The sequence below is a fragment of the Arthrobacter sp. 05N33_2 genome, from assembly GCF_056397425.1.
In genome coordinates this window covers 338,820-360,637 of record NZ_JBFTNJ010000001.1, presented here as the reverse complement: position 1 = coordinate 360,637, position 21,818 = coordinate 338,820, and the positions used below count along the sequence as shown (strand labels likewise).

Genomic DNA, 21,818 nt, shown 5'->3' with positions numbered 1-21,818 from the left:
CTATCTTTGACCATATTGTTAGCGATAACAATCAGCCGCAGATCCCTTGACGGCTGAATCCCCGTTCCATTCAGACCTCCGCAATCCTCCCGCTGTTACCGCCCCGCAGGGGCACGATGACGTGCAGGACTGCGATCAGGAGCAACTTCGCGGACTATGGGTCCGCGGAAGGAGAAAATTGTGAAGATCAGGAAACTCCTGGGCGCCGTCGCGGTTGTCCTCGCTGTGACCGTAGGGGCCACAGGCTGCGGCAGCCGGGCCGGCACGGCCGCCCCGGCCGCCAGCGCCGACGCCGCCGGTTCCCTCGTCGGGATCTCGATGCCGACGCAGACCTCGGAGCGGTGGATCGCCGACGGCAAGAACGTCTCGGAATCCTTGACGAAGCTCGGCTACAAAGCCGACCTGCAGTACGCCAATGATGACATCCCCACCCAGGTGTCCCAGATCGAGAACATGCTTACCAAGGGTGCCAAAGCCCTCATCGTCGCAGCCATCGACGGCACCACGCTGACCGATGTCCTCGCCAAGGCGAAGGAGCAGAACGTCAAGGTCATCGCGTACGACCGGCTCATCAACGGCACGCCGAACGTCGACTTCTACACCACCTTCGACAACTACACGGTGGGCGTCCAGCAGGCCACTTCGTTGCTGACCGGCCTGGGCCTTGTTGACGCCAGCGGCAAGAAGGTCGAAGGCAAGGGCCCGTTCAATGTGGAGCTCTTCGCCGGCAGCCCGGATGACAACAACGCCAACTTCTTCTGGACCGGCGCCATGGACACCCTCAAGCCGTACCTGGACGCCGGAACCCTGAAGGTGCCCAGCGGCCAGACCAAGTTTGAGCAGGCTGCCATCCTGCGCTGGCAGGCCCCCGTGGCCCAGAAGCGCATGGAGGACATCCTCACGGCCGCCTACAGTTCCGGCACCAAGCTCAATGGCGTCCTCTCCCCGTATGACGGCCTCTCCATCGGCATCATCTCGGCCCTGACGAGCACCGGCGGCTACGCCAAGGGAAGCCTGCCGATCGTCACCGGCCAGGACGCCGAAAAGGGTTCGGTGAAGTCCATCACCGCCGGCGAACAGTACTCCACGATCTTCAAGGACACCCGCCAGCTGGGAGCCCAGGCTGTGAAGATGGTTGACGGCCTCCTGAAGGGTCAGGAACCCGAGGTCAACGACACCAAGACCTACAACAACAAGGTCAAGGTCGTCCCTGCGTACCTGCTCAAGTCCGTCATCATCACGAATGAGAACTACAAGAAGGAACTCATCGACTCCGGTTACTACACCGCGGCCGACGTCAAGTAGCCACGTCGAAGGGTGGCGGGCCGCCGTCGAGTCCGGGCCGCCACCCTTTCCCGTAGACCCCTGCAGCCGCAGGACGTCTCAGGTACTACCAGTCAGTGAGAATTGGCGATGAACACACCCATTCTTCAAATGCGAGGAATCACCAAGACCTTCCCGGGCGTGAAGGCCCTCCAGGACGTCACCCTGCAGGTGAACCGCGGCGAAGTCCACGCCATCTGCGGTGAAAACGGCGCAGGGAAATCCACCCTGATGAAGGTCCTGTCCGGCGTCTACCCGCACAGCTCCTTCGACGGCGACATCCTCTTCGAAAACGAACCCTGCAACTTCTCCAGCATCAGCGACAGCGAGAAGCGCGGAATCGTGATCATCCACCAGGAGCTGGCACTGAGCCCTTACCTGTCCATCGCCGAGAACATCTACCTCGGCAATGAACAGGCCAACCGCGGCTGGGTGAACTGGCGCAAGACCAACCTGGAGGCCGCAAAACTCCTGGCCCGGGTGGGCCTGAGCGAAAACCCGGTCACCCCCGTCCAGCACATCAGCGTGGGCAAGCAGCAGCTCGTGGAAATCGCCAAGGCACTCTCGAAGGAGGTCAAGCTCCTTATCCTCGATGAACCGACGGCGGCCCTCAACGACGAGGACTCGAGCCACCTGCTGGACTTGATCCTGCACCTCAAGGGCCAGGGTGTCACCAGCATCATCATCAGCCACAAGCTCAACGAAATCCGCAAGGTTGCGGACGCCGTCACCATCATCCGCGACGGCAAGACGATCGAGACCCTCCGCCCGGGCGACGGCGAGATCACCCAGGAACGCATTATCCGCGGAATGGTGGGCCGGGACCTGGAAAGCCTGTATCCGGACCGGGAACCACGGATTGGCGAGGAAGTCCTGCGGATCGAGGACTGGTCCGTCAGGCACCCGCAGGACTACAGCCGGGTGGTGGTCAACAACGCCAGCCTCAACGTCCGCAAGGGGGAAGTGGTGGGGCTGGCCGGACTGATGGGTGCCGGCAGGACGGAGCTGGCCATGAGCGTCTTTGGACGGAGCTACGGCACCGCCACCTCGGGGAAGGTGTTCAAACACGGCACGGAAATCAACACTTCCACCGTCTCCGACGCCATCAAGCACGGCATCGCCTACGCCACTGAGGACCGCAAGCTCTACGGTTTGAACCTCATCGAGGACATCAAGCGGAACGTATCCATGGCGGCGCTGCGCAAGCTGGTCAAGGGCGGCTGGGTGGACAAGAACCAGGAAACCGTGGTGGCCAACGACTACCGGAAGAGCATGAATATCAAGGCCCCCTCGGTTGCCGCCGTCACGGGCAAGTTGTCCGGCGGCAACCAGCAGAAAGTGGTGCTGAGCAAGTGGATGTACTCCGATCCGGACGTGCTGATCCTCGACGAACCCACCCGCGGCATCGACGTCGGAGCGAAGTTTGAGATCTACACGATCATCGCGAAGCTGGCCGCGGAAGGAAAGGCGGTCATTGTGATCTCCTCCGAACTTCCCGAACTGCTGGGCATCTGCGACAGGATTTACACCCTGTCTGCCGGGCACATCACCGGCGAGGTCCCGATCGCCGAAGCATCACAGGAAACCCTCATGCACTACATGACCAAAGAGAAGGAATAGCGAACATGTCCGCCCTCCGAGAATCCCTGGGCTTCCTGACAAGCCGCCTCCGCCAGGTTGGCATCTTTGTCGCCCTGATCCTGATCGTCCTGCTGTTCCAGATCCTGACGGACGGGATCCTGCTGGAGCCGCAGAACGTCACCAACCTGGTGGTCCAGAACAGCTATATCCTGATCCTGGCCATCGGCATGGTGATGGTGATCATCGCCGGCCACATCGACCTGTCCGTCGGTTCGGTCGCCGGCTTCATCGGCGCCTGTGCCGGTGTCATGATCGTGCACTGGGGCTGGGAGTGGTGGCTTGCTATTCCGGCCTGCCTGCTGATCGGCGCGCTGGTGGGTGCCTGGCAGGGCTACTGGATCGCGTACGTCGGCATTCCCGCCTTCATCGTCACCCTCGCCGGGATGCTGATTTTCCGCGGCCTGACACTGATCGTTCTCAAAAACCAGCAGATCACGCCGTTCCCCGGCGAACTGCGGGCGCTGGGCGGCGGCTTCCTGCCGGACATTTCCGGCGGCACGTCGGTGCTGGAGTGGCTGACGGTCATCCTTGGCGTCGGCGCCACCCTGGCGCTGGTGATCCAGGCGGTCAAGGAACGCCGGATCCGCAAGAAGTTCGAACTCGAGAACGAGCCGATGGCCTGGTTCGCCACCAAGACCGCGTTCATTGCCCTGCTCATGCTGACCATCACCTTCCTGCTCGCCAGCTACCGGGGAACCCCAATCGTCCTGATCGTGCTGGCGGTCCTGGTGATCGTCTACACGGCCCTGATGAACAACAGCGTCTTCGGCCGGCACACCTACGCACTCGGCGGCAACCTGCACGCGGCTGAGCTGTCCGGCATCAAAACCAAGGTCGTCACCTTCCGGCTGTTCGTGAACACGGGCGTCCTTGCCGCACTGGCCGGCCTCGTGTTCACGGCCCGGCTCAACTCCGCCCAGCCGGCCGGCGGCACGGGCTTCGAACTGGACGCCATCGCAGCGGCGTTCATCGGCGGCGCCGCAGTCACAGGCGGCATCGGAACCGTGGCAGGGGCAATGATCGGCGGTCTCATTATGGGTGTCCTCAACAACGGCATGTCGATCCTGGGCCTCGGCACCGACTACCAGCAGCTCATCAAGGGCCTGGTACTGCTCCTCGCCGTCGGCTTCGACATCTTCAACAAGAACCGCAGCGGCAAGGGCGGTGGGATCTCGATCATCGAGCGTCTCAAACTGAAAACCCCGCCCGCGGCTGATGTCGACGCCGGGAAGCCGGCGGCAGAGCATCCGGTCCCGGTAGCGGCCGGAAAGTAGCACGGGATACTTCAGACTGCTGCGACCGGGGCCGGCCTCCAAGAGGCCGGCCCCGGTCGGACGTTTATTGCGGGTCTTTGCTGTGCGGCTACCGGGCAGCCGATGGCGCCGTCTGGTCCTCCGCGGCGGCGGCCGGCTCGCCGGCGATGATGGCGTCCACTTCAGCCTTTTCCTTGGCGCCCCAGGTTTCGCGGGTGTTCAGCCGGCGTGGTCGTTGCCGAGTGCGATTTTCATGGGTCTCCTTCGTGTGGGACTTAGTGCGGGACGTTCAGGCGGGGTGTTGCGGGGTTTGGCGGCTACGCCGGTACTTCATCGCGCCATGGAATCGATTCCATAGCGCCGGGGCGCGTCACGGCGACAGCGGAGGCATGGGTGGCGTGGAGCATTGCCGCAGGCATCTCGCGGTCGCTGCCGGCGAGGGATGCGGCGAGGTAGCCCACGAACGTGTCGCCGGCTCCGGTGGTGTCCCTGGCGTCCACTTTCGTTGCCGGCACGTGCACGGGACTGCCGTCGACGACGGTGAAGGATCCTTCCGCGCCTGCGGTGCACACGATGGCGGGCCCTAGGACGGGCGGGAGCGACACGACCAGGTCCCGGTGGTTTCCTTGGATTCCGGCCAGGCCGGTGAGGGCCGCGAGAACCTGGATTTCCTGTTCGTTCACCACCAGGAGGTCGACGTCGTCGAGCAGCGCCTCGATCTGCCGGGGGGCCGGCGCGGCGTTGAGGATGACGAATGCCCCGCGATTCTTCGCGGTCCGCGCGGCCTGCCGGACCAGCGCCGTCGGGATTTCACTGCGGCGCCGGCCCGGGCGGCTGCGACAGCCTGGTTGCCGCCCTTGCCCCCGGGGCTGTACGTTGCGTCCGAGCCCCGGACGGTTTCGCCCGCCCGGGGCAGGGCGCTGACACGGATGTTCTGGTCGATATTGAGGCTTCCGACCACAAAAACCGTGCTCATTGGACCTGCTCCTTCGGTGGTGCGGGACGGTGCCCGAAGCCGCAGTACATAGGGGCGGAATTGAGGGGCGCTGCCGTCACGATGACGTTGGTCCCGGTGGAACGGAGCGCGCGCGCCTGGGCGTTGGGGTGGAAGTCCAGCTGGGTGACGGCGGCGGCCACCCTCTGGCGGGACTCGGCGGAGGTCGCCGGGTTTCCGGAGAGCACCCCGGACGCCGTGGCGGGGGAGACGCCGGCCAGTGCCGCCACGTCCTTGATGGTGATGGATGGTCCCGTCACTGCTGACGCCTCCCGCGCTCAAAACGAATCATGGAATCGATTCCATGGAATCGTTCACTCGCCGTGGACGGCGGCCTGGCGCTCCTCGGACCGGTTCAAATAGGCCAGCAGCAGCGCGCCGGCGCGGTCCAGGTCTCCGGCTTCCAGGGCGGTGCAGATTTCCTCGTTGTCCGGCAGGTAGCCCCGGTAGAAGTGCGCGTCCACGGTGGCCTTGTGGAAGAACAGGCGCATCTCGGCCAGCACCTGGGACATGATCGTGTCCAGCCGCCGGCTGCCCGCCAGGGCCACGATCGCGCCATGGAAATGCTGGTTGGCGCTGCCCAGGCCCTCCTCGTCATTGGCGGCGGCGGCGGCTTTGCCCTCTTCAACGGCAGCGCGGACCGCGGCCACGCGCTCCGGGCTCCCGCCGCCGCGGATCGCACTGACTTCAATGGCGCGGCGCACGGTGTAGACGTCGTGGATGTCGCCGGCCTCGAGTCTGGCCACGAAGACGCCGCGGTTGGGGTGCCGGACCACCAGGCGCTCGGCCGCCAGTTCGGCGAAGGCCTCGCGGACCGTGTTGCGGGAGACGCCCAGGTCTTCGGCGATGGTCGACTCCGTGAGCCGGGCTCCCGGCAGGAGCAGGCCCTCCGCCAGTTGCAGGCGCAGCTCGGCCGCCACCCGGTCCGCCACGGACGGGACGGCCACGCGCAGCCGCGCCGCAGCTGCGCCAAGGGCGGAGCCGGCAGCTGCATCGGGAGTGGTCATAGTGCCGAATCTACACGATTGTCCCAATGTTGAATCGTCGGATTGTTGAACAATCCGAGAAATTGATGCATCCTAGTAGGGGGCTATCATGAGACGAGGATCACAAATGGCAACCATTGACCTGAACAGCGACGTTGGCGAGTCCTTCGGCCGCTGGACCCTGGGCGACGACTCGGCGATGTTCCGCTCGGTCTCCAGCGCCAACGTGGCGTGCGGATTCCATGCGGGCGACCCCAGCGTCATCCGCCGGACCTGCCGCGAGGCGGTTGCCGCCGGCGTCGTGATCGGCGCCCACGTCGGCTACCGCGATCTCGCCGGCTTCGGCCGCCGCTTCCTGGACATCGACCCGATCGAACTGGCCGACGACGTCGTCTACCAGATCGGTGCGCTGCAGGCGCTGGCTGCCGTCGAGGGCGGCACGGTCAAGTACGTCAAGCCGCACGGCGGCCTCTACAACGCGATCGTCTCGCACACCGGCCAGGCGAAGGCCGTCGTCGACGCCGTGAAATCCGTTGACCCGAACCTGCCCATCCTGGGCCTGCCGGGCTCGGAAGTGCTGCGCCTGGCCGAGGCCGCCGGCCTCCGCGCGGTGACCGAAGCCTTCGCGGACCGGGCCTACAACCCGGACGGCACCCTCGTGTCCCGTACGCTTCCCGGAGCCGTGCTGGAGGACCCCGCTCTCGTCACTGAGCATGTCCTCCGGATGGCCACCGATTCCGCCATCCGCACCATCGACGGCTCCATCCTGAAAATCCGCGCCGAAAGCATCTGCGTGCACGGTGACTCCCCGGGGGCCGTCGCCATGGCCGCTGCCGTCCGCGAAGCGCTCAACGCCGCAGACATCACCACCGCCGCCTTCGTCTAGGCCGCAGCTTCACGCTTCACACCCCGGTTCTGCCGGGACCACCCGCACCTAAACCCAAGCAACAGGCAGCACCCCGCACACCTGGAGGAAAACCATGACTGCAGCACCGCATCAGGCCACCCCGGCCGCCGGCAAGAGGAGGATCCCGCCTGGTGCCCTCAAGGCCTATGTCGCGAGCCTCACCGGCACTTCGCTGGAGTACTACGACTTCGCGATCTACTCCGTGGCCTCGGCCCTCGTGTTCCCCAAGGTCTTCTTCCCGGGTAACGACGAATACGTCGGGCTGCTGCTGTCCTTCTCGACCTTTGCGGTTGGCTACCTCGCCCGTCCCATCGGCGGCGTGATCTTCGGCCGGCTCGGTGACAAGATCGGCCGCAAGCAGGTCCTCGTGACCACCCTGCTGCTGATCGGCATCGCTACGGTGGTGATCGGCGCGCTCCCGGGCTACGCCACCATCGGTATAGCCGCACCCATCATCCTCGTGTTGCTGCGCCTGGCGCAGGGCATCGGCGTCGGCGGCGAGTGGGGCGGGGCCGTGCTGCTCTCGAGCGAATTCGGCGACGCGAAGCGGCGCGGCTTCTGGTCTTCCGCCGCGCAGATTGGCCCGCCCGCCGGCAACCTGATGGCCAACGGCGTTCTGGCCGTGCTCGCCGCGACGCTCAGCAACGAAGAGTTCCTCTCCTGGGGCTGGCGCGTGGCCTTCCTCGCCTCGGCGGTGTTGGTGGGCTTCGGCCTGCTGATCCGGCTGAAGCTCGAGGAAACTCCCGTCTTCAAGGCCATCCAGGCCCACGGCGAACAGCCCAAGGCCCCCATCAAGGAGGTCTTCACCAAGGAGCCGCGCGCCCTCGTCTCGGCCGCCCTGTCCCGCATCAGCCCGGACGTGCTGTACTCCCTGCTCACCGTCTTTATGGCCGTGTACGCCACCAAGGAACTGGGCATGAGCACCAGCAACGTACTGACCGCCATCCTGATCGGCTCAGCCTTCCAACTGTTCCTGATCCCGGCGGCGGGCGCCCTCACGGACCGCGTCAACCGCCGACTCGTATACGGCATCGCCGCCGTCGGAACCGCCGTCTACATTCCGCTGTTCTTCCTCATGATTCAGGACAAGTCGGTCCTCACGCTGACCATCGGAATCGTGATCGGGCTGGCCTTCCACGCCTTCATGTATGGCCCGCAGGCGGCTTACATCACCGAACAGTTCCCGGCGCGGCTGCGCTACGCCGGCAGTTCGCTGGCTTACACCCTGGCCGGCGTGGTCGGCGGCGCTATCGCACCGCTGGTCTTCACTGCCCTCTTCGCTGTCAGCGGCAACTGGTTCCTGATCGCCGGCTACCTCGCGGTCGCCTCCATCGTGACCGTGATCGGGCTGGCCATCGGGCGCAACCCGCATACCGACGAGGAGGAGCGGCTCCTGCAGGAAGCCCGCGCCTGAGCGGCGCGGATCTTCTTCGGCGGATCCTGTCCGCCGGCATGATTTCACCGGCACAATGATTGAGGCAACTCGTGATTGAGACAGCAGGGGAACCCCTGAAGGTACAAGCCGCCGCAGCAGGCGAAACCGCAGTTCACAAGGTCCGCTCCGTGCGGGCCGTGGGGACGCGCGCGGTCCTCGCAGAGCTCTCCGGCACCCAGGACGTGCTCGCCCTCCAGGCGCTGCTCCTCGAGAAACCGCTGCCGGGCCAGCAGGACATCCTGGCCGCGGCCGAGACCGTCCTGGTCAAGGCCGAATCCCCGGCCTCGGCCCGGCGCATCGCCACCCGCCTGATGCAGCTAGACCTCACCGCACCCGTGCAACGCGACGGCGAGCTGGTGGTCATTGACACCGTGTACGACGGCGAGGACCTCGCCGAAGTCGGACGGCTCACCGGCCTGGGAACCGACGGCGTGATCGCCGCCCACTCCGGGCAGGTCTGGACCGTGGCCTTCGCCGGCTTCGCCCCCGGATTCGGATACATGATCGGGGAGAACCAGCAGCTGGAAGTGCCGCGCCGCAGCTCGCCCCGCACCGCAGTTCCCGCGGGCTCCGTGGCGCTGGCCGGCAACTACTCGGCCGTGTACCCGCGCCGTTCCCCGGGCGGCTGGCAGCTGATCGGGCGCACCAACGCCAAGATGTGGGACCTGGACCGGGAGCCGCCCGCCCTGGCCGCCCCCGGCCACCGGGTGCAGTTCCGTCCGGTCCGGGATGCACTCGCCCTCGCGGCCGAGCCAGCCACCGAGCCAGCTGTCGAGCCGGCCGCGGCGCCTGCGGCCGAGGGCACCGCGCCGGAACCGGTTGCCGGGCAGGACGTCACGGCCGGGATCCGGATCGTTTCACCGGGCCTTCAGAGCCTGATCCAGGACCTCGGCCGGGACGGCCACTCCGGCCTGGGCGTCTCCGCCGCCGGCGCGCTGGACCGGGCCTCACTGCGCCGGGCCAACCGCCTCGTCGGCAACGCCCCCGGCGCAGCCGGCATCGAGACCGTCGCGGGCGGACTCAAGGTCCAGGCCATGGGGGACCAGGTCCTCGCCGTCGCCGGGGCGCCGGCGGAACTGAGCATCGCGTCCGCACCGGACGACGCCGGCGATACGTGGCAGCGCACCGTGCCGGTGGCCACTGCCTTCGCGCTGCTCGACGGCGAAACGCTCAGCATCGGTGCGCCGCACAGCGGCTTCCGCAGCTACCTCGCGGTCCGCGGCGGGGTGGATGCCGCCCCGGTACTGGGCAGCCGCTCCACGGACACCATGTCCGGGATCGGTCCTGCGCCCCTGGCCGCCGGGCAGCAACTGGGCGCCGGCGGAGAAGCCGAGACCGGCGTCGTCGGAAATCCCGAACTGCAGCCGGACTACCCGGGCACCGGGGTGACCGTCCTCGACGTCGTCCCCGGCCCCCGCGCCGACTGGTTCGATCAGGCGGCACTGGATTCCTTCACCGCCCAGGACTGGGCCGTGCTGCCGCAGTCCAACCGCGTCGGCATGCGGCTGGACGGTACGCCGCTGCAGCGCAGCCGCCAGGGCGAACTGCCCAGCGAAGGCACCGTCGCCGGCGCCCTGCAGGTCCCGCCGGAGGGCCTGCCCGTGCTCTTCCTGGCCGACCATCCGATCACCGGCGGCTACCCGGTGATCGCAGTGGTGGTCGACTCCCAGCTGGACCTCGCCGCCCAGGTCCCGATCGGCGGCAGGATCCGCTTCCGCTGGGCCGAATCCGCCACCATCGAACACCCCACCGAATCCGCCACCACCACAGAAGAAGCGAGTAACTGATGCGCAAGGTCCTGATCGCCAACCGTGGAGAAATCGCGGTCCGCATAGCCCGGGCCTGCGACGACGCGCAGCTGGCGTCCGTCGCTGTCTACGCCGACATCGACGCCGACGCCCTGCACGTCTCGGCCGCGGATGAGGCCTTCAGCCTGGACGGCAACTCGCCCGCGGACACGTACCTGAACATCCCCAAGCTCCTCGCCGTGGCGGCCCAGTCCGGTGCGGACGCCGTCCACCCCGGCTACGGCTTCCTCTCCGAGAACGCCGACTTTGCCCAGGCCGTCCTCGACGCCGGGCTGACCTGGATCGGTCCGACGCCGGACGCGATCCGGCTGCTCGGCAACAAGATCACGGCCCGCGACGCGGCCGTCCGGGCCGGCGCACCCCTGGTGGCCGGCAGCGACGGTCCCGTCGACACGGCGGCCGAGGCCCGCGCCTTCGCCGAAGAGCATGGCCTGCCGATCGCCATCAAGGCCGCCTTCGGCGGCGGTGGCCGCGGCATGAAGGTGGTCCGGGTCATCGACGAGGTCGAGGAAGCCTTCGACTCCGCCGTCCGGGAAGCCGTTGCCGCCTTCGGGCGGGGCGAGTGCTTCGTGGAGCGCTACCTGGACCGTCCGCGCCACGTCGAGGCGCAGGTCCTGGCGGACGCGCACGGCAACGTCGTGGTCGTCGGAACCCGCGACTGCTCCCTGCAGCGCCGGCACCAGAAGCTCCTCGAAGAGGCCCCCGCGCCGTTCCTGACCGACGAGCAGACCACGCTGATCTACGACGCCGCCAAGGCCGTCTGCCGGGAAGCGGGCTACTCCGGCGCCGGCACGGTGGAATTCCTCGTCGCGGCGGACGGCACCGTGGCCTTCCTGGAGGTCAACACCCGGCTCCAGGTGGAGCACCCCATCACCGAGGAAACCACGGGGATCGACCTCGTCCAGGAACAGTTCAGGATCGCCGCGGGCGAGCCGCTGCGCCTGGCCGAAGACCCGGCACCGCGCGGACACGCCTTCGAATTCCGGCTTAACGCAGAGGACGTGGGCCGCGGCTTCCTGCCCTCGCCCGGCACCATCGGCGAATTCGCCGGTCCCACCGGCCCGGGCATCCGCCTCGACACCGGCGTCCGCTCCGGGTCCTTCGTCGCGCCGCAGTTCGATTCCCTGCTCGCGAAGCTGATCGTCACCGGCGCGGACCGCCAGCAGGCCCTGCGCCGTGCCCGCCGGGCCCTCGCCGAAATGCGGATCACCGGGGTCGCCACCGTGCTGCCCTTCCACCGGGCCGTGCTGGAATCCCCGGACTTCACCTCCGAGGACGGCCTCGGCATCCACACCCGATGGATCGAAACCGACTTCGCGGACAGCATCCCTGCCGATCCGGACTACAGCACCACCGCGCCCGACGGCGAACGCCGCACCATCACTGTCGACGTGGACGGCAGGCGCCTCGCCGTCGGCCTTCCGGCCGATCTGCTGGACGCCTGGGCCCGCTCGGGCAGCTCCGCGCCCGCCGGGGTGTCGGTAGCGTCCGACGGCGGTGCCGCCGCCGCTGGCGACCCTGGGGAGCTGCGCGCGGACATGGCAGGGACAGTCGTGAAATGGCTCGTCGAGCCGGGAGCCGAAGTCTCGGCCGGGGACCCGGTGGTGGTCCTTGAGGCCATGAAGATGGAAACCCAGGTCTCCGCGCACCGGGACGGCACCGTCACCGACGTCCGCACCAAAGCGGGCGGGGTTGTCACGGCCGGCGCGGTGCTCGCGCTGATCGGGTAGCCGCCTCGGGAGGAATGCCGCCGACGACACCAGGCACGTCGCCGGCGCGCTGATCGTCCCGCGGACCGGTCGACGCCGAAGTGGCGGCGGCCGGGCCGGGGAGTAGACCTTGACGGGGCGCGCTTATGTGGTAGCTTCGCCAGAAGTATCCGAGGTCTGCTGTCCCGGGGCCATGTTTTGGGGGAATCATGGCTACTTTGAGTGCGCAATTTCGGCGGCGGACCGCTTGTCTGGCTGCCGCGTTGGGTGTCTTGCTTGCAGCATCAGTGGTGGCCGCGCCAGCGGCGAAGGCAAACGACGTGCTGACGTCCCCTGTCGCGGTGGCCGAGACGTACGCGAAGCCGACCGTGCCGGGTGCTTTGGTCCCGGTCACGCCCTTCCGGGCACTGGACACGCGGACTTCTGCTGCAGTGCGCCCGGACGGGACCGTGTCCTTTCAGGCCGGCGGGGCCCACGGGATTCCGGCGAAGGTTTCCGCCGTGACCTTCAACCTCACCGTCACCGAGCCACGGTTGATCGGGTTTATCACCGCCTACGCCTCCGGGACACAGCGGCCCGGTTCGTCCAACGTGAACTTCCTCGCCGGCCAGACAGTCGCGAACTCCGTCACCGTACCCGTCGGCGCCGACGGCAAGGTCACCTTGTTCAACCGCTCCTACGGCACCACCCATCTCATTGCCGACGTCTCCGGCTACTACCTGCCCGGGGCATCCAGAAACTTGGCTCTCACCTGGGGCGACAACCGCTTCAGCCAGCTCGGCAACGGCACCACGCCCTACCGTTCCACCCCGGCTGCCGTGAGCGGGCTGAGGGGAGTCAGAGCCCTTGCAGGGGCCGGGGGTACGAGTTACGCGCTGCTGTCCGACGGGACCCTGCGTGCGTGGGGCTCGAACGAGTACGGCCAGCTCGGCAACGGCACCACCAGCAGCAGCACAACGCCTGTCCAGGTCAGCGGCCTCACCGGCGTAACGTCCATGGCCGCCGACTGGTCCACGGCCTATGCGCTTCTGAAGGACGGGACCGTTCGATCCTGGGGTTCCAACACGAGTGGCGAGCTCGGCAATGGCTCGGTCTACGCGAGCAGCAGTCCCGTCCAGGTCAAGGGCCTCACCGGCGTTACCGCCCTCACCGCAGGCTCTGGCGCCGCCTACGCGCTGCTAAAGGACGGGACGGTACGGTCGTGGGGCTACAACTGGGGCGGCCAGCTCGGCAACGGCACCACCGTCAACAGCTACGTGCCCGTCCAGGTCAAAGGGCTCACCGGTGTAAGGTCCATCGCTGTCGGGTCGTCCACGGCCTACGCGCTGCTGAACGACGGAACCGTTCGCGCCTGGGGGTTCGACAACGGGGGCCAGCTCGGCAACGGCGGCGGCGCAGACGACGGCCGCACTCCGGTCCAGGTCCAGGGCCTCACCGGCGTCACGACGCTCACGGCTGACGGTGGAGTCACCTACGCGCTGCTGAAAGACGGGACCGTCCGTGCCTGGGGCTATGGCTCGAGCGGCCAGCTCGGCAACGGCACCACCGGCAACAGCAACGTTCCCGTCCAAGTCAAAGGACTCAACGCGGTCGCTTCCATTACGGCCGGAGGAGGCACTGCCTACGCGCGGCTGTTGGACGGGACGGTCCGTGCCTGGGGCGGCAACTGGTACGGCCAGCTCGGCAACGGCACCACCGGCGACAGCAACGTGCCAGTCCAGGTCGACGGGCTCACCGGCGTTAGCGCCGTCACTGCCGCCATCGGCACCGCATACGCGCTGCTAAACGACGGGACAATCCGCGCCTGGGGCGGTAACCGAGTCGGCCAGCTCGGCAACGGCACCCACGCCGACCGCAACATCCCCGGCCCGGTCAAGACGATCTCCGGCGCCACCTCCATCACCGCCACTGCGTTCTCGGTCTTCACTCTGCTCGCGGACGGGACTGTCCATGCCTGGGGCGACAACTACGACCGGCAGCTCGGCGTCAGTGGCACAGCGCCGTTTAGCAGCTTGCCTGTGGGCATTTCGGGGTTGTCGGGTGTGGCCATGGCCGCACAGGGCGCCGCTACCAAATATGCACTCCTGGCTGACGGCACAGTCTGGGCGTGGGGCAGCAACTCGTACGGCCAGCTCGGCAGCGGCATGGCCATCTACGACTCGAGTGTTCCGGTCCGGGTCCGGGGCATCACGGGAGCCGTGTCGGTCATGGCGGACGGCGGCACTGCCTATGCGCTGCTGGCGGACGGGACCGTCCTGGCGTGGGGAGAGAACTCCAGGGGCCAGCTCGGCAACGGCACAACGACCGACAGCAGCACGCCCGTCCCGGTTCAGGGCCTGGCCGGCGTCAGCTCCATCACGGCGAGCAACGGCACCGCCTACGCGCGGCTGTTGGACGGAACCGTCCGCGCGTGGGGCGGCAATCAATTCGGCCAGCTCGGCGACGGCACGACGGACCGCCGCAGCATCCCCGTCCAGGCCAAGGGTCTCAGCGGGGTGACGTCGTTGAAGGTCAGCCTGTCAGAGTATGTGGTGGTCTATGCGGTGCTGGGCGACGGTACCGTCCGCGCCTGGGGGAGCGGCACTTCCGGTGAGCTCGGCACTGGCACGATGACCGACAGCACAGTGCCGGTCCAGGTCGCCGGCCTCGCCGGCGTGGCCTCCATCGCGACGGGCAAAGGCACCGCCTACGCACTGCTGAAGGACGGAACGGTCCGCGTCTGGGGCAGCGGCGGGTACGGCCAGCTCGGCAACGGCACCACCGACGACGCCAGCACGCCTATCCCGGTCAAGGGCATTATTGGGGCCACCTCCATCGCGGCAGGAGAGTCCGCCGCCTACGCGCTGCTGCGCGACGGCACCGTTCGCGCCTGGGGCAACAATAGGCTCGGCGAGCTCGGTGACGGCACCACCAGCTACACCGGTGCCCCCGTCCAGGTCAAAGGACTTACGGGCGTCACATCCATCACGGTCAACGGACGCGCAATATTCGCTTTGATGAGCGACAAATCCGTCCGGGCCTGGGGTGCCGGCCCCCATGGGCAGCTCGGCAACGGCACCACTTCCGGCACGAGCACCCCCGTCGAGGTCCCCGGTCTCGCTGGTGTCACGAGCCTCTGGCCCTAGGTGAAGCCCGCGACGGACGTTGTCAACGGCCGGCACGCCATAGGCGGTCTGGTCGCCGATTCGCGCAGAGCCTAGAATCGGGCTAGGCGCACCGGGCCAAGGCACCGGCCGGACACGCCCGCCGGAGATCACGTCCATGTTCCAGCGGTGCCGATAGGGGAGGCCCGCCATGGCAGTCATCAACAGGACCATCAGTTCACTGCCGCGGGAACGCGCGTCCCGCGGGGAGTCCTGACCGCCATGGACACCATGGGAAAACTTGAAACGGAACAAAAGTACGACGCCGGGACCTCTGCGGCGCTGCCGGATCTGCAGGAAATCGAGGGTGTGGACCACGTCGCGGAGCCTGTGACGGATCAGCTAGAGGCTGTGTACTTCGATACTCCGGCCCTGGTCCTCGCGGCACGGCGCATTACCCTGCGGCGCCGCACGGGCGGGGCGGACGAGGGCTGGCACCTCAAGCTTCCCGCCGGGGCGGACCAGCGGGAGGAGATCCATGCGCCGCTCGGGCAGCCGGAGACCGTTCCGGAAGAACTGTCCGACCATCTGCAGGTCCTCATTCGGGGCGACGAACTCGTGCCCGTCGCCCGGCTGAGTACGCGGCGCACCACCTACCGGCTTTACGGGCCGGGCGGTGAGCATTTGGCCGACTTCGCCGACGACCACGTTCACGCCGAGGCCCTGCGGCCGCCGGGGCCGGCCGTCGACTGGCGTGAATGGGAGCTCGAACTCGTCCACGGTACAGCGGGGCTCTTTGAGGCTGCCGCCGCAACTCTGACGTCTACCGGAGCCAGCCACTCCGCTTATCCTTCCAAGATCGCCCGTGCCCTGGGCGATGCCTGGCCGGCCGAGTTCAGTCCCCGGACTCCAAAGCCCCGGAAGAAGGGACCGGCGGTCGACGTCGTGACCGCCTATTTAGACGCGCGGATTGGCGACTTCATCGCCAATGATCCGGGTGTGCGGATGGGCACACCGGATTCCGTCCACAAGATGCGGTCCGCGACCCGCCGGGCGCGCTCCGCCCTGGCCACCTACCGCAAACTCTTCAAGCGCTCAGCGGTGCGAGCACTCCAGGCTGAACTGAAGTGGCTGGGCCAGATCCTGGGTCCGGCCCGCGATGCCGAAGTCATGCTGGAGCGGCTTCGCCAGCACATCCTGGAGCTCCCGGAAGAACAGAGGTCCGGCCTCTTGGCCCAGATGATCGATCAGGAGCTGGTCGCAGCCCACGACGCAGGCTACAGAAACGTCCTGGAGACCCTCCGGACCGGCCGCTACTTCCGTCTCCTGGGCTCCCTGGAGGACTTCCGGGACCACCCGCCTGCCAAGCCACGCGCCTTCCGGCCCGCGCGCAAGGTGACGGCCAAGCTGGTCAACAAGGCCGCAAAGCGGGTGGAGCGTGCCCGGAAGGCCGTCAAAGGCTCGGCCGACACGGCCGCGCGCGACACAGCGCTGCATGAGGTCCGAAAAGACGCCAAGCGCCTCCGCCACGCGGGTGAGTCGGTCTTGGAGATCCACGGCAAGCGCGCCGCCAAACTCACCAAAGCGGCCGGACGGCTCCAGACAGTGCTCGGCGACCATCAGGACAGCGTCATGGCGACCGCCCTCCTGCGCAGACTCGCGGCCACCCCGGACCGGCCCGCCGATACCGACCTCGGCTTCGAGGGTTTGCTGGAGATGGAAGAACGCATTGCCCGGAAGACGGAGAACAAAGCCCGCAAGGCAGGGAAGAAGCTTCGCCGCTTGCGGCTGCGACCCTGATCCTGGACGCGTCGAGTGCTGCATCGCCGTCGATGAAGCTGAGGACCTCGCGGCCGTGTTCGTTCATGCCCAGTGCCTGGGGGACCTCAGCGACGCCAGCATTACTTTGTGCCCTCCGAAGATGGACCGTGACGTTCCACCGCCAGCGGGCGCATCCGTGTCAGGATCAGTCATGACCGACCGCCTGATGCTCCTCGACACCGCGTCGCTGTACTTTCGCGCGTTCTACGGCGTGCCCGACACGATCCGCCGCGCCGACGGCACCCCGGTAAACGCTGTTCGCGGGCTGCTCGACATGATCGCACGGCTCACCACCGACTACGGTGCGACGCATCTCGTCGCGTGCTGGGACGACGATTGGCGCCCGCAGTGGCGGGTAGACCTCATCCCGAGCTACAAGGCGCATCGGGTCGCCGAGGAGGTGGCATGCGCCCCCGATGTGGAGGTGGTGCCGGAAGCGCTCGAGGCGCAGATTCCGATGATCCGCCGCGTGCTCGAGCTCGCCGGCATCGCCGTCGTCGGGGCTGCCGACCACGAGGCCGACGACGTCATCGGCACCTACGCCAGCCACGCCGATCTTCCGGTCGACGTGGTGACGGGCGACCGCGACCTCTTCCAGATCGTCGACGACGCCCGTCAGGTGCGGGTGGTCTACACCGCGCGCGGCATGAAGAACCTCGAAGTCCTGACCGACGCCGACGTCGTCGGCAAGTACCGTGTGCTGCCCGTGCAGTATGCCGACTACGCGACCCTGCGCGGCGACACCTCCGACGGGCTGCCAGGCGTCGCCGGCATCGGGGAGAAGACCGCCGCGTCGCTGCTCGGCGAGTACGGCACGCTCGACGGGCTGCTCGCGGCTGCCGCGGACGCAGCGAGTGGGCTGTCCACCGCAGTGCGGTCCAAACTCGCCGCGGCGGCGGACTACCTCACGGTCGCGCCCACCGTCGTGAAGATCGTGCGAGACCTGGAACTGCCGACGCTTGAGGAGGCAGGCGCGCAGTTGCACCCTGTCTCCGGCGGTTCGCGGGCCGAGCTTGAGCGTCTCGCCACAGAATGGAACCTCGGCGGTTCGGTCAGCCGGCTCCTTGAGGCATTCGACCTGCGTCGCTAGGGAAGTCCCTGGGGCGTGTGGGCAAATGCCGGGGCGAAGGCGCGATCCGGGCCGCACCTCCGCCCTCCGGCGGGCCTGTTTTCAGTGTTTCTTGAAAGCGTCCTTGACCTTTTCGCCGGCCTGCTTCAGGTCTGCTTTGACCTGATGGCTCTTGCCCTCGGCCTTCATCTTGTCGTCGCCGGTGGCTTTGCCGGCCGCCTCTTTGCCTTTGCCGTGGAGTTTCTCGGCGGCATTGTGGATCTTGTCACTCAGGCCCATGATGAACCTCCTTATTTATGTCGCCCCCGCGACGTGAATGCCATGGAGGCCACACTTAATTGTAGGGACGGAACCGTGGAAAGCGGGGGCCATTTGGTGCGGTCCGGGCCATTCCCGGCTCCGGGACAACAATCCAGGTCAGGCGATCACGGTTCCAGAATACAAATGCCGGCAGCCGGAGTATTCTGGCAGGGACCATTGGCAGCGGTGGCAGTGCGCCGGCAGAAGCGGCGGTGTTAGTCGGCAAGAATGCGGTAGAGCGCGCGGCGGGTGTCATCGATTACCGTCATTGCGGCATTGCGTTGTTCCTCGGTTGCCGAGAAGCGGAATTGGTGGATGACTCCCATGAGTTTTCCGACGCTTTGGTGAAACGCCGGCCCGGATCCCTCCGGGTCGGTGTTCCAGGCGTTCCCCAGCTCCTCGGCGTGATCGGCCACGTAGGCCTTGCCCGCATCGGTGAGGGTGAACTCGGTGCGCCGGCCATCACCTACGGGCGCAATGAGCTCTTCATCAACGAGCTGCTGGAGCGTCGGGTAGACGGAGCCCGGGCTCGGACGCCAGGCGCCCGAGGTTTTTTCCGCAATGGTCTTGATCAGCCCGTAGCCGTTGGACGGTGATTCGGCCAAGAGGGACAGAATCGCCGAACGAACATCGCCCCTGCTGGCCCGCCGCGACCCGCCGGGGCCAAAACCTGGTCCGAAGCCCGGTCCGAAGCCCGGTCCAAACCCGCGGCCCGGGCCGAAACCACCGTGTCCGTGGGGTCCGCGGCGGCTCCTGCCGCGCCCGAAGCGTGCCTGGGCGGGTCCGCCCTCCGTGAATTTGTCGTCATGCATGCCTTTCATAGCGGCATCGACCTTCCCAATCAGTTGAAATCAATGATGGTCGCCGATTGTTCGGCGATAATTAACGATATATCGGTGAGTATCGGCGGTCAAGAGTCGATTCACCCGGCGTCCGCTGACTCACGGACGCTGCCAGCCGCTGCCGTACAGGTCACGGATACAGCAGGTCATCGAGCAGCCGTTGCACATGCTCGGGCCGTTCGATGTTCGCGAAGTGGCCGCAATGCGGGAGTGTCACCGTCTGGACGCGTGGGATTATCTCGGCCAGTCGGAGCAGGTCAGAGGGTGGTGTGAACACATCGCTGTCCCCGCGGATCGCCAGCACCGGACACAGAATGCCCCGCCACTGGCCAAAATCGTAGTGCGCCGCGGCCCGGGCTGCCGCGGAGAAACATGCCGGCCGGGCGTCCTCGCCAAGCCCTCTAAGCACCCCCGCGGAGATGGATGCGGGTTCTGCGAAAAACGGGGACAACAGCGGCCGCATCACGGCGGTAGACCCGATTGCACGGACCAGCGCGGGCCCTGCCGGGCCGAGGGCTGCCGCGGCGCGCATGGCCAGCAGCATGCCCAGAAACATCGGGAACCGGAACAGGCTGCGCAGTGGCTTGCCGGCCGCTTCGGACACGCCGAACGTGGTCGCCGAAATCGCGGTCACGCTGGCGGTCCGCCCGGGCCACGCCGCGGCGATGTGCAATGCCAGGAAGCCTCCCATGGAGTGGCCCACCAGGTTCCACCGCCGGTAGCCGAGCGAGGTCAAAGTACCGGTGACGGCGCGTGCCATCGCTTCGATGCTCAAATTCGCCATCCGGGCGTCCTGCGTGGACTCGCCCCAGCCCGGCAGGTCTATCAGCACCCGGTCATGTGCCACTGCCGGGTGAAGAAGCTCCCGGAAGGACGTCCAGGAGCCCGCGGCGCCGTGGAGGTAGACATCCGCCGTCCCGGATACGGCGTGCGGGCCCCCGGTGCCTTCCTGGACATGCACCGTGCAGGGGCCCAGCTCCGTGGCAAGGGTGCGCCGCCGCAGCGTGGCAGCCCCCGTACTTGCGGTTTCCTGCTGAACACCCATGGTCACCTTCTGTTCGTGGTCTTTGAAGGTGATTCGGAGCGGCGGGGGTGCAGGACCGGACGCGAGGCTCGAGGCGGTGGAGGCCGGTGCGGATCAGGGCCTCCGAGGCCGCCGTTATCCGTGGCTCGGGGGAGGCGGTGGTCCGGCCGTCGCGGCCTGGCCGAACGTGGGGACCGTTGTCACGGATCCCACGTTCGGGAGTGCGTGGCGGGTGGCGTGCTCGATTTCGTCGTGGATTGTGGCAAGTTCGCCCAGGTCGGTGATCGTGGTCAGGGGGATGGAGACCTCGACGTGAAGCCGGTGGCCGGACCAGCGCAGCCGGGATGTTGCGCCCGCGGGGGCGTGGGCAGTGACAACCGCCGCCAGGCGTTCCGTAAGGTTCGGGTCCACGCCGTCCATGAGCCTGCGCCCGATGTCGCGAATGGTTCCCCAGAGGAGCACGGCGATGGCTGCGGAGATGAGCAGGCCCACGATCGGATCTGCAAGCGGAAATCCGAGCCATATGCCGATGACTCCGGCGACGACGGCCAGCGAGGTGAAGCCGTCGGTGCGGGCATGAATGCCATCGGCGACGAGCGCGGCGGACCCGATCCGCCGTCCCACGCGGATCCTGTAGATCGCGACCAGTTCGTTGCCGGCAAAGCCCACGAGGCCGGCGGCGAGCACCCAGCCCAGGTTCTGGACGGGTTGGGGTTCGAAGAAGCGCCGGATGGATTCGACGGCGGCCACCACGGCGGAGAGCGCGATCATCGCCACAATGAACAGCCCTGCGAGGTCCTCGGCGCGGCCGAAACCGTAGGTGTACGTCCGGGTCGCGCGGCGGCGTCCGAGCAGAAAGGCGATCCACAGCGGAACGGCGGTCAGGGCATCGGAAAAATTGTGGACCGTGTCCGCCAGCAACGCCACGGAGCCACTGATGAGGACGATGACCAGCTGGAACAGCGACGTGGCCCCCAGTCCGAGCAGGGAGACCTTGACGGCGCGAATGCCCTGGGAACTTGTCTCCAGGACGGAGTCGATCGAGTCGGCCGAGTCATGGGAGTGGGGCACGAAGAGCTCCTGCAGCCACCCCTTGAAACCGGCCGCGTGGACATGGCCGTGCGGGCCGTGGTCGTGGTGATGGCCGTCGTCGTGGGCATGTCCGTGCGCGTGCGGGTGGACATCGTGGCCGGGGTGCGGGGGCCGGTTCATGCGCCGGCCTCCCTTGTGGGGCTGTGCGGGGCTGTGCTGTGATGCGGGGCCGTGCCGAGGGTGTGTTCGGCCTGGTGGATGGCGTCGGCCACGAGCTGCCAGGCGTGCCCGTCCTGCAGGCGGTAGTAGACCTTGGTGCCTTCCTGGCGGGTGGCGACCATGCGCGCCAGCCGCATCTTGGCCAGATGCTGGGAGACCGCAGCCGCCGATTTCCCGGCCTTTTCGGCCAGCACGTTGACGGGCAGTTCACCGTGGCGCAGGGCCAGGATGAGCCTGACCCGGGTGGCGTCGGCCAGCATGGCAAACACCTCCACGGCCAGCTCGACGTACTGGCTGTCCGCGGTGAGCGCGCAAGCCTCATTATCTGCATTCATACGCAGATACTTACATATAACCCCGCTCCACTCAAGA

At 67.3% G+C, this 21,818-nt stretch carries 18 protein-coding genes and 1 pseudogene; 10 read left to right on the top strand and 9 right to left on the bottom strand.

The window, feature by feature from the left end:
• Positions 1–180: 180 nt before the first annotated feature.
• The 3 genes from chvE (at position 181) to mmsB (ending at position 4,238) form a co-directional block, all read left to right on the top strand.
• Entirely contained in the window at positions 181–1,305 is a 1,125-nt protein-coding gene (gene chvE, locus AC1DHX_RS01655) for a multiple monosaccharide ABC transporter substrate-binding protein (protein WP_476859674.1), read from the top strand.
• Positions 1,306–1,413: 108 nt separating this feature from the next.
• Positions 1,414–2,943 (top strand): multiple monosaccharide ABC transporter ATP-binding protein, encoded by a 1,530-nt coding sequence (mmsA, locus tag AC1DHX_RS01650; RefSeq protein ID WP_476859675.1) that lies wholly within the window; start codon positions 1,414–1,416, stop codon positions 2,941–2,943.
• Between the two features lie 5 nt (positions 2,944–2,948).
• Entirely contained in the window at positions 2,949–4,238 is a 1,290-nt protein-coding gene (gene mmsB / locus AC1DHX_RS01645; RefSeq protein WP_476859676.1) for a multiple monosaccharide ABC transporter permease, read from the top strand.
• A 296-nt stretch (positions 4,239–4,534) separates the two neighbouring features.
• Here mmsB and AC1DHX_RS01640 read toward each other — a convergent pair whose 3' ends face one another.
• The 4 genes and pseudogenes from AC1DHX_RS01640 to AC1DHX_RS01625 all read right to left on the bottom strand — a co-directional run bounded on the left by AC1DHX_RS01640 (position 4,535) and on the right by AC1DHX_RS01625 (position 6,218).
• Entirely contained in the window at positions 4,535–5,026 is a 492-nt protein-coding gene (locus AC1DHX_RS01640) for a PfkB family carbohydrate kinase (protein WP_476863702.1), read from the bottom strand.
• Positions 5,027–5,092: 66 nt separating this feature from the next.
• Positions 5,093–5,193, bottom strand: a pseudogene (locus tag AC1DHX_RS01635) (ribokinase); the annotation flags it as partial.
• The gene (locus AC1DHX_RS01630) at positions 5,190–5,471 is read right to left on the bottom strand and encodes a LacI family DNA-binding transcriptional regulator (RefSeq protein ID WP_476859678.1); all 282 of its coding nucleotides are present in this window, start codon (positions 5,469–5,471) and stop codon (positions 5,190–5,192) included. The gene AC1DHX_RS01630 and the pseudogene AC1DHX_RS01635, both read right to left, overlap by 4 nt.
• A 54-nt stretch (positions 5,472–5,525) precedes the next feature.
• Positions 5,526–6,218 (bottom strand): GntR family transcriptional regulator, encoded by a 693-nt coding sequence (locus tag AC1DHX_RS01625; RefSeq protein ID WP_459383518.1) that lies wholly within the window; start codon positions 6,216–6,218, stop codon positions 5,526–5,528.
• 106 nt (positions 6,219–6,324) lie between these two features.
• Between AC1DHX_RS01625 and AC1DHX_RS01620 the strand changes: the two genes are divergently transcribed.
• The 7 genes from AC1DHX_RS01620 (at position 6,325) to AC1DHX_RS01590 (ending at position 18,050) form a co-directional block, all read left to right on the top strand.
• The gene (locus tag AC1DHX_RS01620) at positions 6,325–7,083 is read left to right on the top strand and encodes a LamB/YcsF family protein (protein WP_223914816.1); all 759 of its coding nucleotides are present in this window, start codon (positions 6,325–6,327) and stop codon (positions 7,081–7,083) included.
• A gap of 94 nt (positions 7,084–7,177) precedes the next feature.
• The gene (locus AC1DHX_RS01615) at positions 7,178–8,518 is read left to right on the top strand and encodes an MFS transporter (protein ID WP_476859679.1); all 1,341 of its coding nucleotides are present in this window, start codon (positions 7,178–7,180) and stop codon (positions 8,516–8,518) included.
• A 74-nt stretch (positions 8,519–8,592) separates the two neighbouring features.
• Entirely contained in the window at positions 8,593–10,326 is a 1,734-nt protein-coding gene (locus tag AC1DHX_RS01610) for a 5-oxoprolinase subunit B/C family protein (RefSeq protein ID WP_476859691.1), read from the top strand.
• Positions 10,326–12,077, top strand: a complete 1,752-nt coding sequence (locus AC1DHX_RS01605; RefSeq protein ID WP_476859680.1) for an acetyl/propionyl/methylcrotonyl-CoA carboxylase subunit alpha — start codon at positions 10,326–10,328, stop codon at positions 12,075–12,077. The genes AC1DHX_RS01610 and AC1DHX_RS01605 overlap by 1 nt, the downstream gene beginning before the upstream one ends.
• A gap of 299 nt (positions 12,078–12,376) precedes the next feature.
• Complete coding sequence (locus tag AC1DHX_RS01600) at positions 12,377–15,181, top strand: RCC1 domain-containing protein (RefSeq protein ID WP_476863699.1); 2,805 nt, start codon at positions 12,377–12,379, stop codon at positions 15,179–15,181.
• 249 nt (positions 15,182–15,430) lie between these two features.
• Complete coding sequence (locus tag AC1DHX_RS01595; RefSeq protein ID WP_476859579.1) at positions 15,431–16,939, top strand: CYTH and CHAD domain-containing protein; 1,509 nt, start codon at positions 15,431–15,433, stop codon at positions 16,937–16,939.
• Positions 16,940–17,111: 172 nt separating this feature from the next.
• Positions 17,112–18,050 (top strand): 5'-3' exonuclease, encoded by a 939-nt coding sequence (locus AC1DHX_RS01590; RefSeq protein ID WP_476859578.1) that lies wholly within the window; start codon positions 17,112–17,114, stop codon positions 18,048–18,050.
• 81 nt (positions 18,051–18,131) lie between these two features.
• Here AC1DHX_RS01590 and AC1DHX_RS01585 read toward each other — a convergent pair whose 3' ends face one another.
• The 5 genes from AC1DHX_RS01585 to AC1DHX_RS01565 form a co-directional block, all read right to left on the bottom strand.
• Positions 18,132–18,308: a CsbD family protein gene (locus tag AC1DHX_RS01585; protein WP_223914801.1), complete on the bottom strand. Its 177-nt coding sequence runs from the start codon at positions 18,306–18,308 to the stop codon at positions 18,132–18,134.
• 236 nt (positions 18,309–18,544) lie between these two features.
• A complete protein-coding gene (locus AC1DHX_RS01580) occupies positions 18,545–19,150 on the bottom strand; it encodes a PadR family transcriptional regulator (protein WP_476859577.1) in 606 nt (201 codons plus the stop codon).
• Positions 19,151–19,301: 151 nt separating this feature from the next.
• Positions 19,302–20,216 (bottom strand): alpha/beta fold hydrolase, encoded by a 915-nt coding sequence (locus AC1DHX_RS01575; protein WP_476859576.1) that lies wholly within the window; start codon positions 20,214–20,216, stop codon positions 19,302–19,304.
• 114 nt (positions 20,217–20,330) lie between these two features.
• The gene (locus tag AC1DHX_RS01570; RefSeq protein WP_476859575.1) at positions 20,331–21,407 is read right to left on the bottom strand and encodes a cation diffusion facilitator family transporter; all 1,077 of its coding nucleotides are present in this window, start codon (positions 21,405–21,407) and stop codon (positions 20,331–20,333) included.
• On the bottom strand, positions 21,404–21,781 hold the full coding sequence (locus AC1DHX_RS01565; protein ID WP_476856051.1) for an ArsR/SmtB family transcription factor: 378 nt from the start codon (positions 21,779–21,781) through the stop codon (positions 21,404–21,406). Before AC1DHX_RS01565 ends, AC1DHX_RS01570 begins: the two co-directional genes overlap by 4 nt.
• Between the last annotated feature and the right edge of the window lie 37 nt (positions 21,782–21,818).

Bases quoted from the DNA above. Each gene is read 5' to 3' on its own strand.
- AC1DHX_RS01620 (WP_223914816.1), top strand. From the start codon at position 6,325: ATGGCAACCATTGACCTGAACAGCGACGTTGGCGAGTCCTTCGGCCGC.
- mmsB (WP_476859676.1), top strand. From the start codon at position 2,949: ATGTCCGCCCTCCGAGAATCCCTGGGCTTCCTGACAAGCCGCCTCCGC.
- AC1DHX_RS01590 (WP_476859578.1), top strand. From the start codon at position 17,112: ATGACCGACCGCCTGATGCTCCTCGACACCGCGTCGCTGTACTTTCGC.
- mmsA (WP_476859675.1), top strand. From the start codon at position 1,414: ATGAACACACCCATTCTTCAAATGCGAGGAATCACCAAGACCTTCCCG.
- AC1DHX_RS01580 (WP_476859577.1), bottom strand. From the start codon at position 19,150: ATGAAAGGCATGCATGACGACAAATTCACGGAGGGCGGACCCGCCCAG.
- AC1DHX_RS01595 (WP_476859579.1), top strand. From the start codon at position 15,431: ATGGGAAAACTTGAAACGGAACAAAAGTACGACGCCGGGACCTCTGCG.
- AC1DHX_RS01615 (WP_476859679.1), top strand. From the start codon at position 7,178: ATGACTGCAGCACCGCATCAGGCCACCCCGGCCGCCGGCAAGAGGAGG.
- AC1DHX_RS01605 (WP_476859680.1), top strand. From the start codon at position 10,326: ATGCGCAAGGTCCTGATCGCCAACCGTGGAGAAATCGCGGTCCGCATA.
- AC1DHX_RS01570 (WP_476859575.1), bottom strand. From the start codon at position 21,407: ATGAACCGGCCCCCGCACCCCGGCCACGATGTCCACCCGCACGCGCAC.
- AC1DHX_RS01565 (WP_476856051.1), bottom strand. From the start codon at position 21,781: ATGAATGCAGATAATGAGGCTTGCGCGCTCACCGCGGACAGCCAGTAC.
- AC1DHX_RS01575 (WP_476859576.1), bottom strand. From the start codon at position 20,216: ATGGGTGTTCAGCAGGAAACCGCAAGTACGGGGGCTGCCACGCTGCGG.
- AC1DHX_RS01585 (WP_223914801.1), bottom strand. From the start codon at position 18,308: ATGGGCCTGAGTGACAAGATCCACAATGCCGCCGAGAAACTCCACGGC.
- AC1DHX_RS01625 (WP_459383518.1), bottom strand. From the start codon at position 6,218: ATGACCACTCCCGATGCAGCTGCCGGCTCCGCCCTTGGCGCAGCTGCG.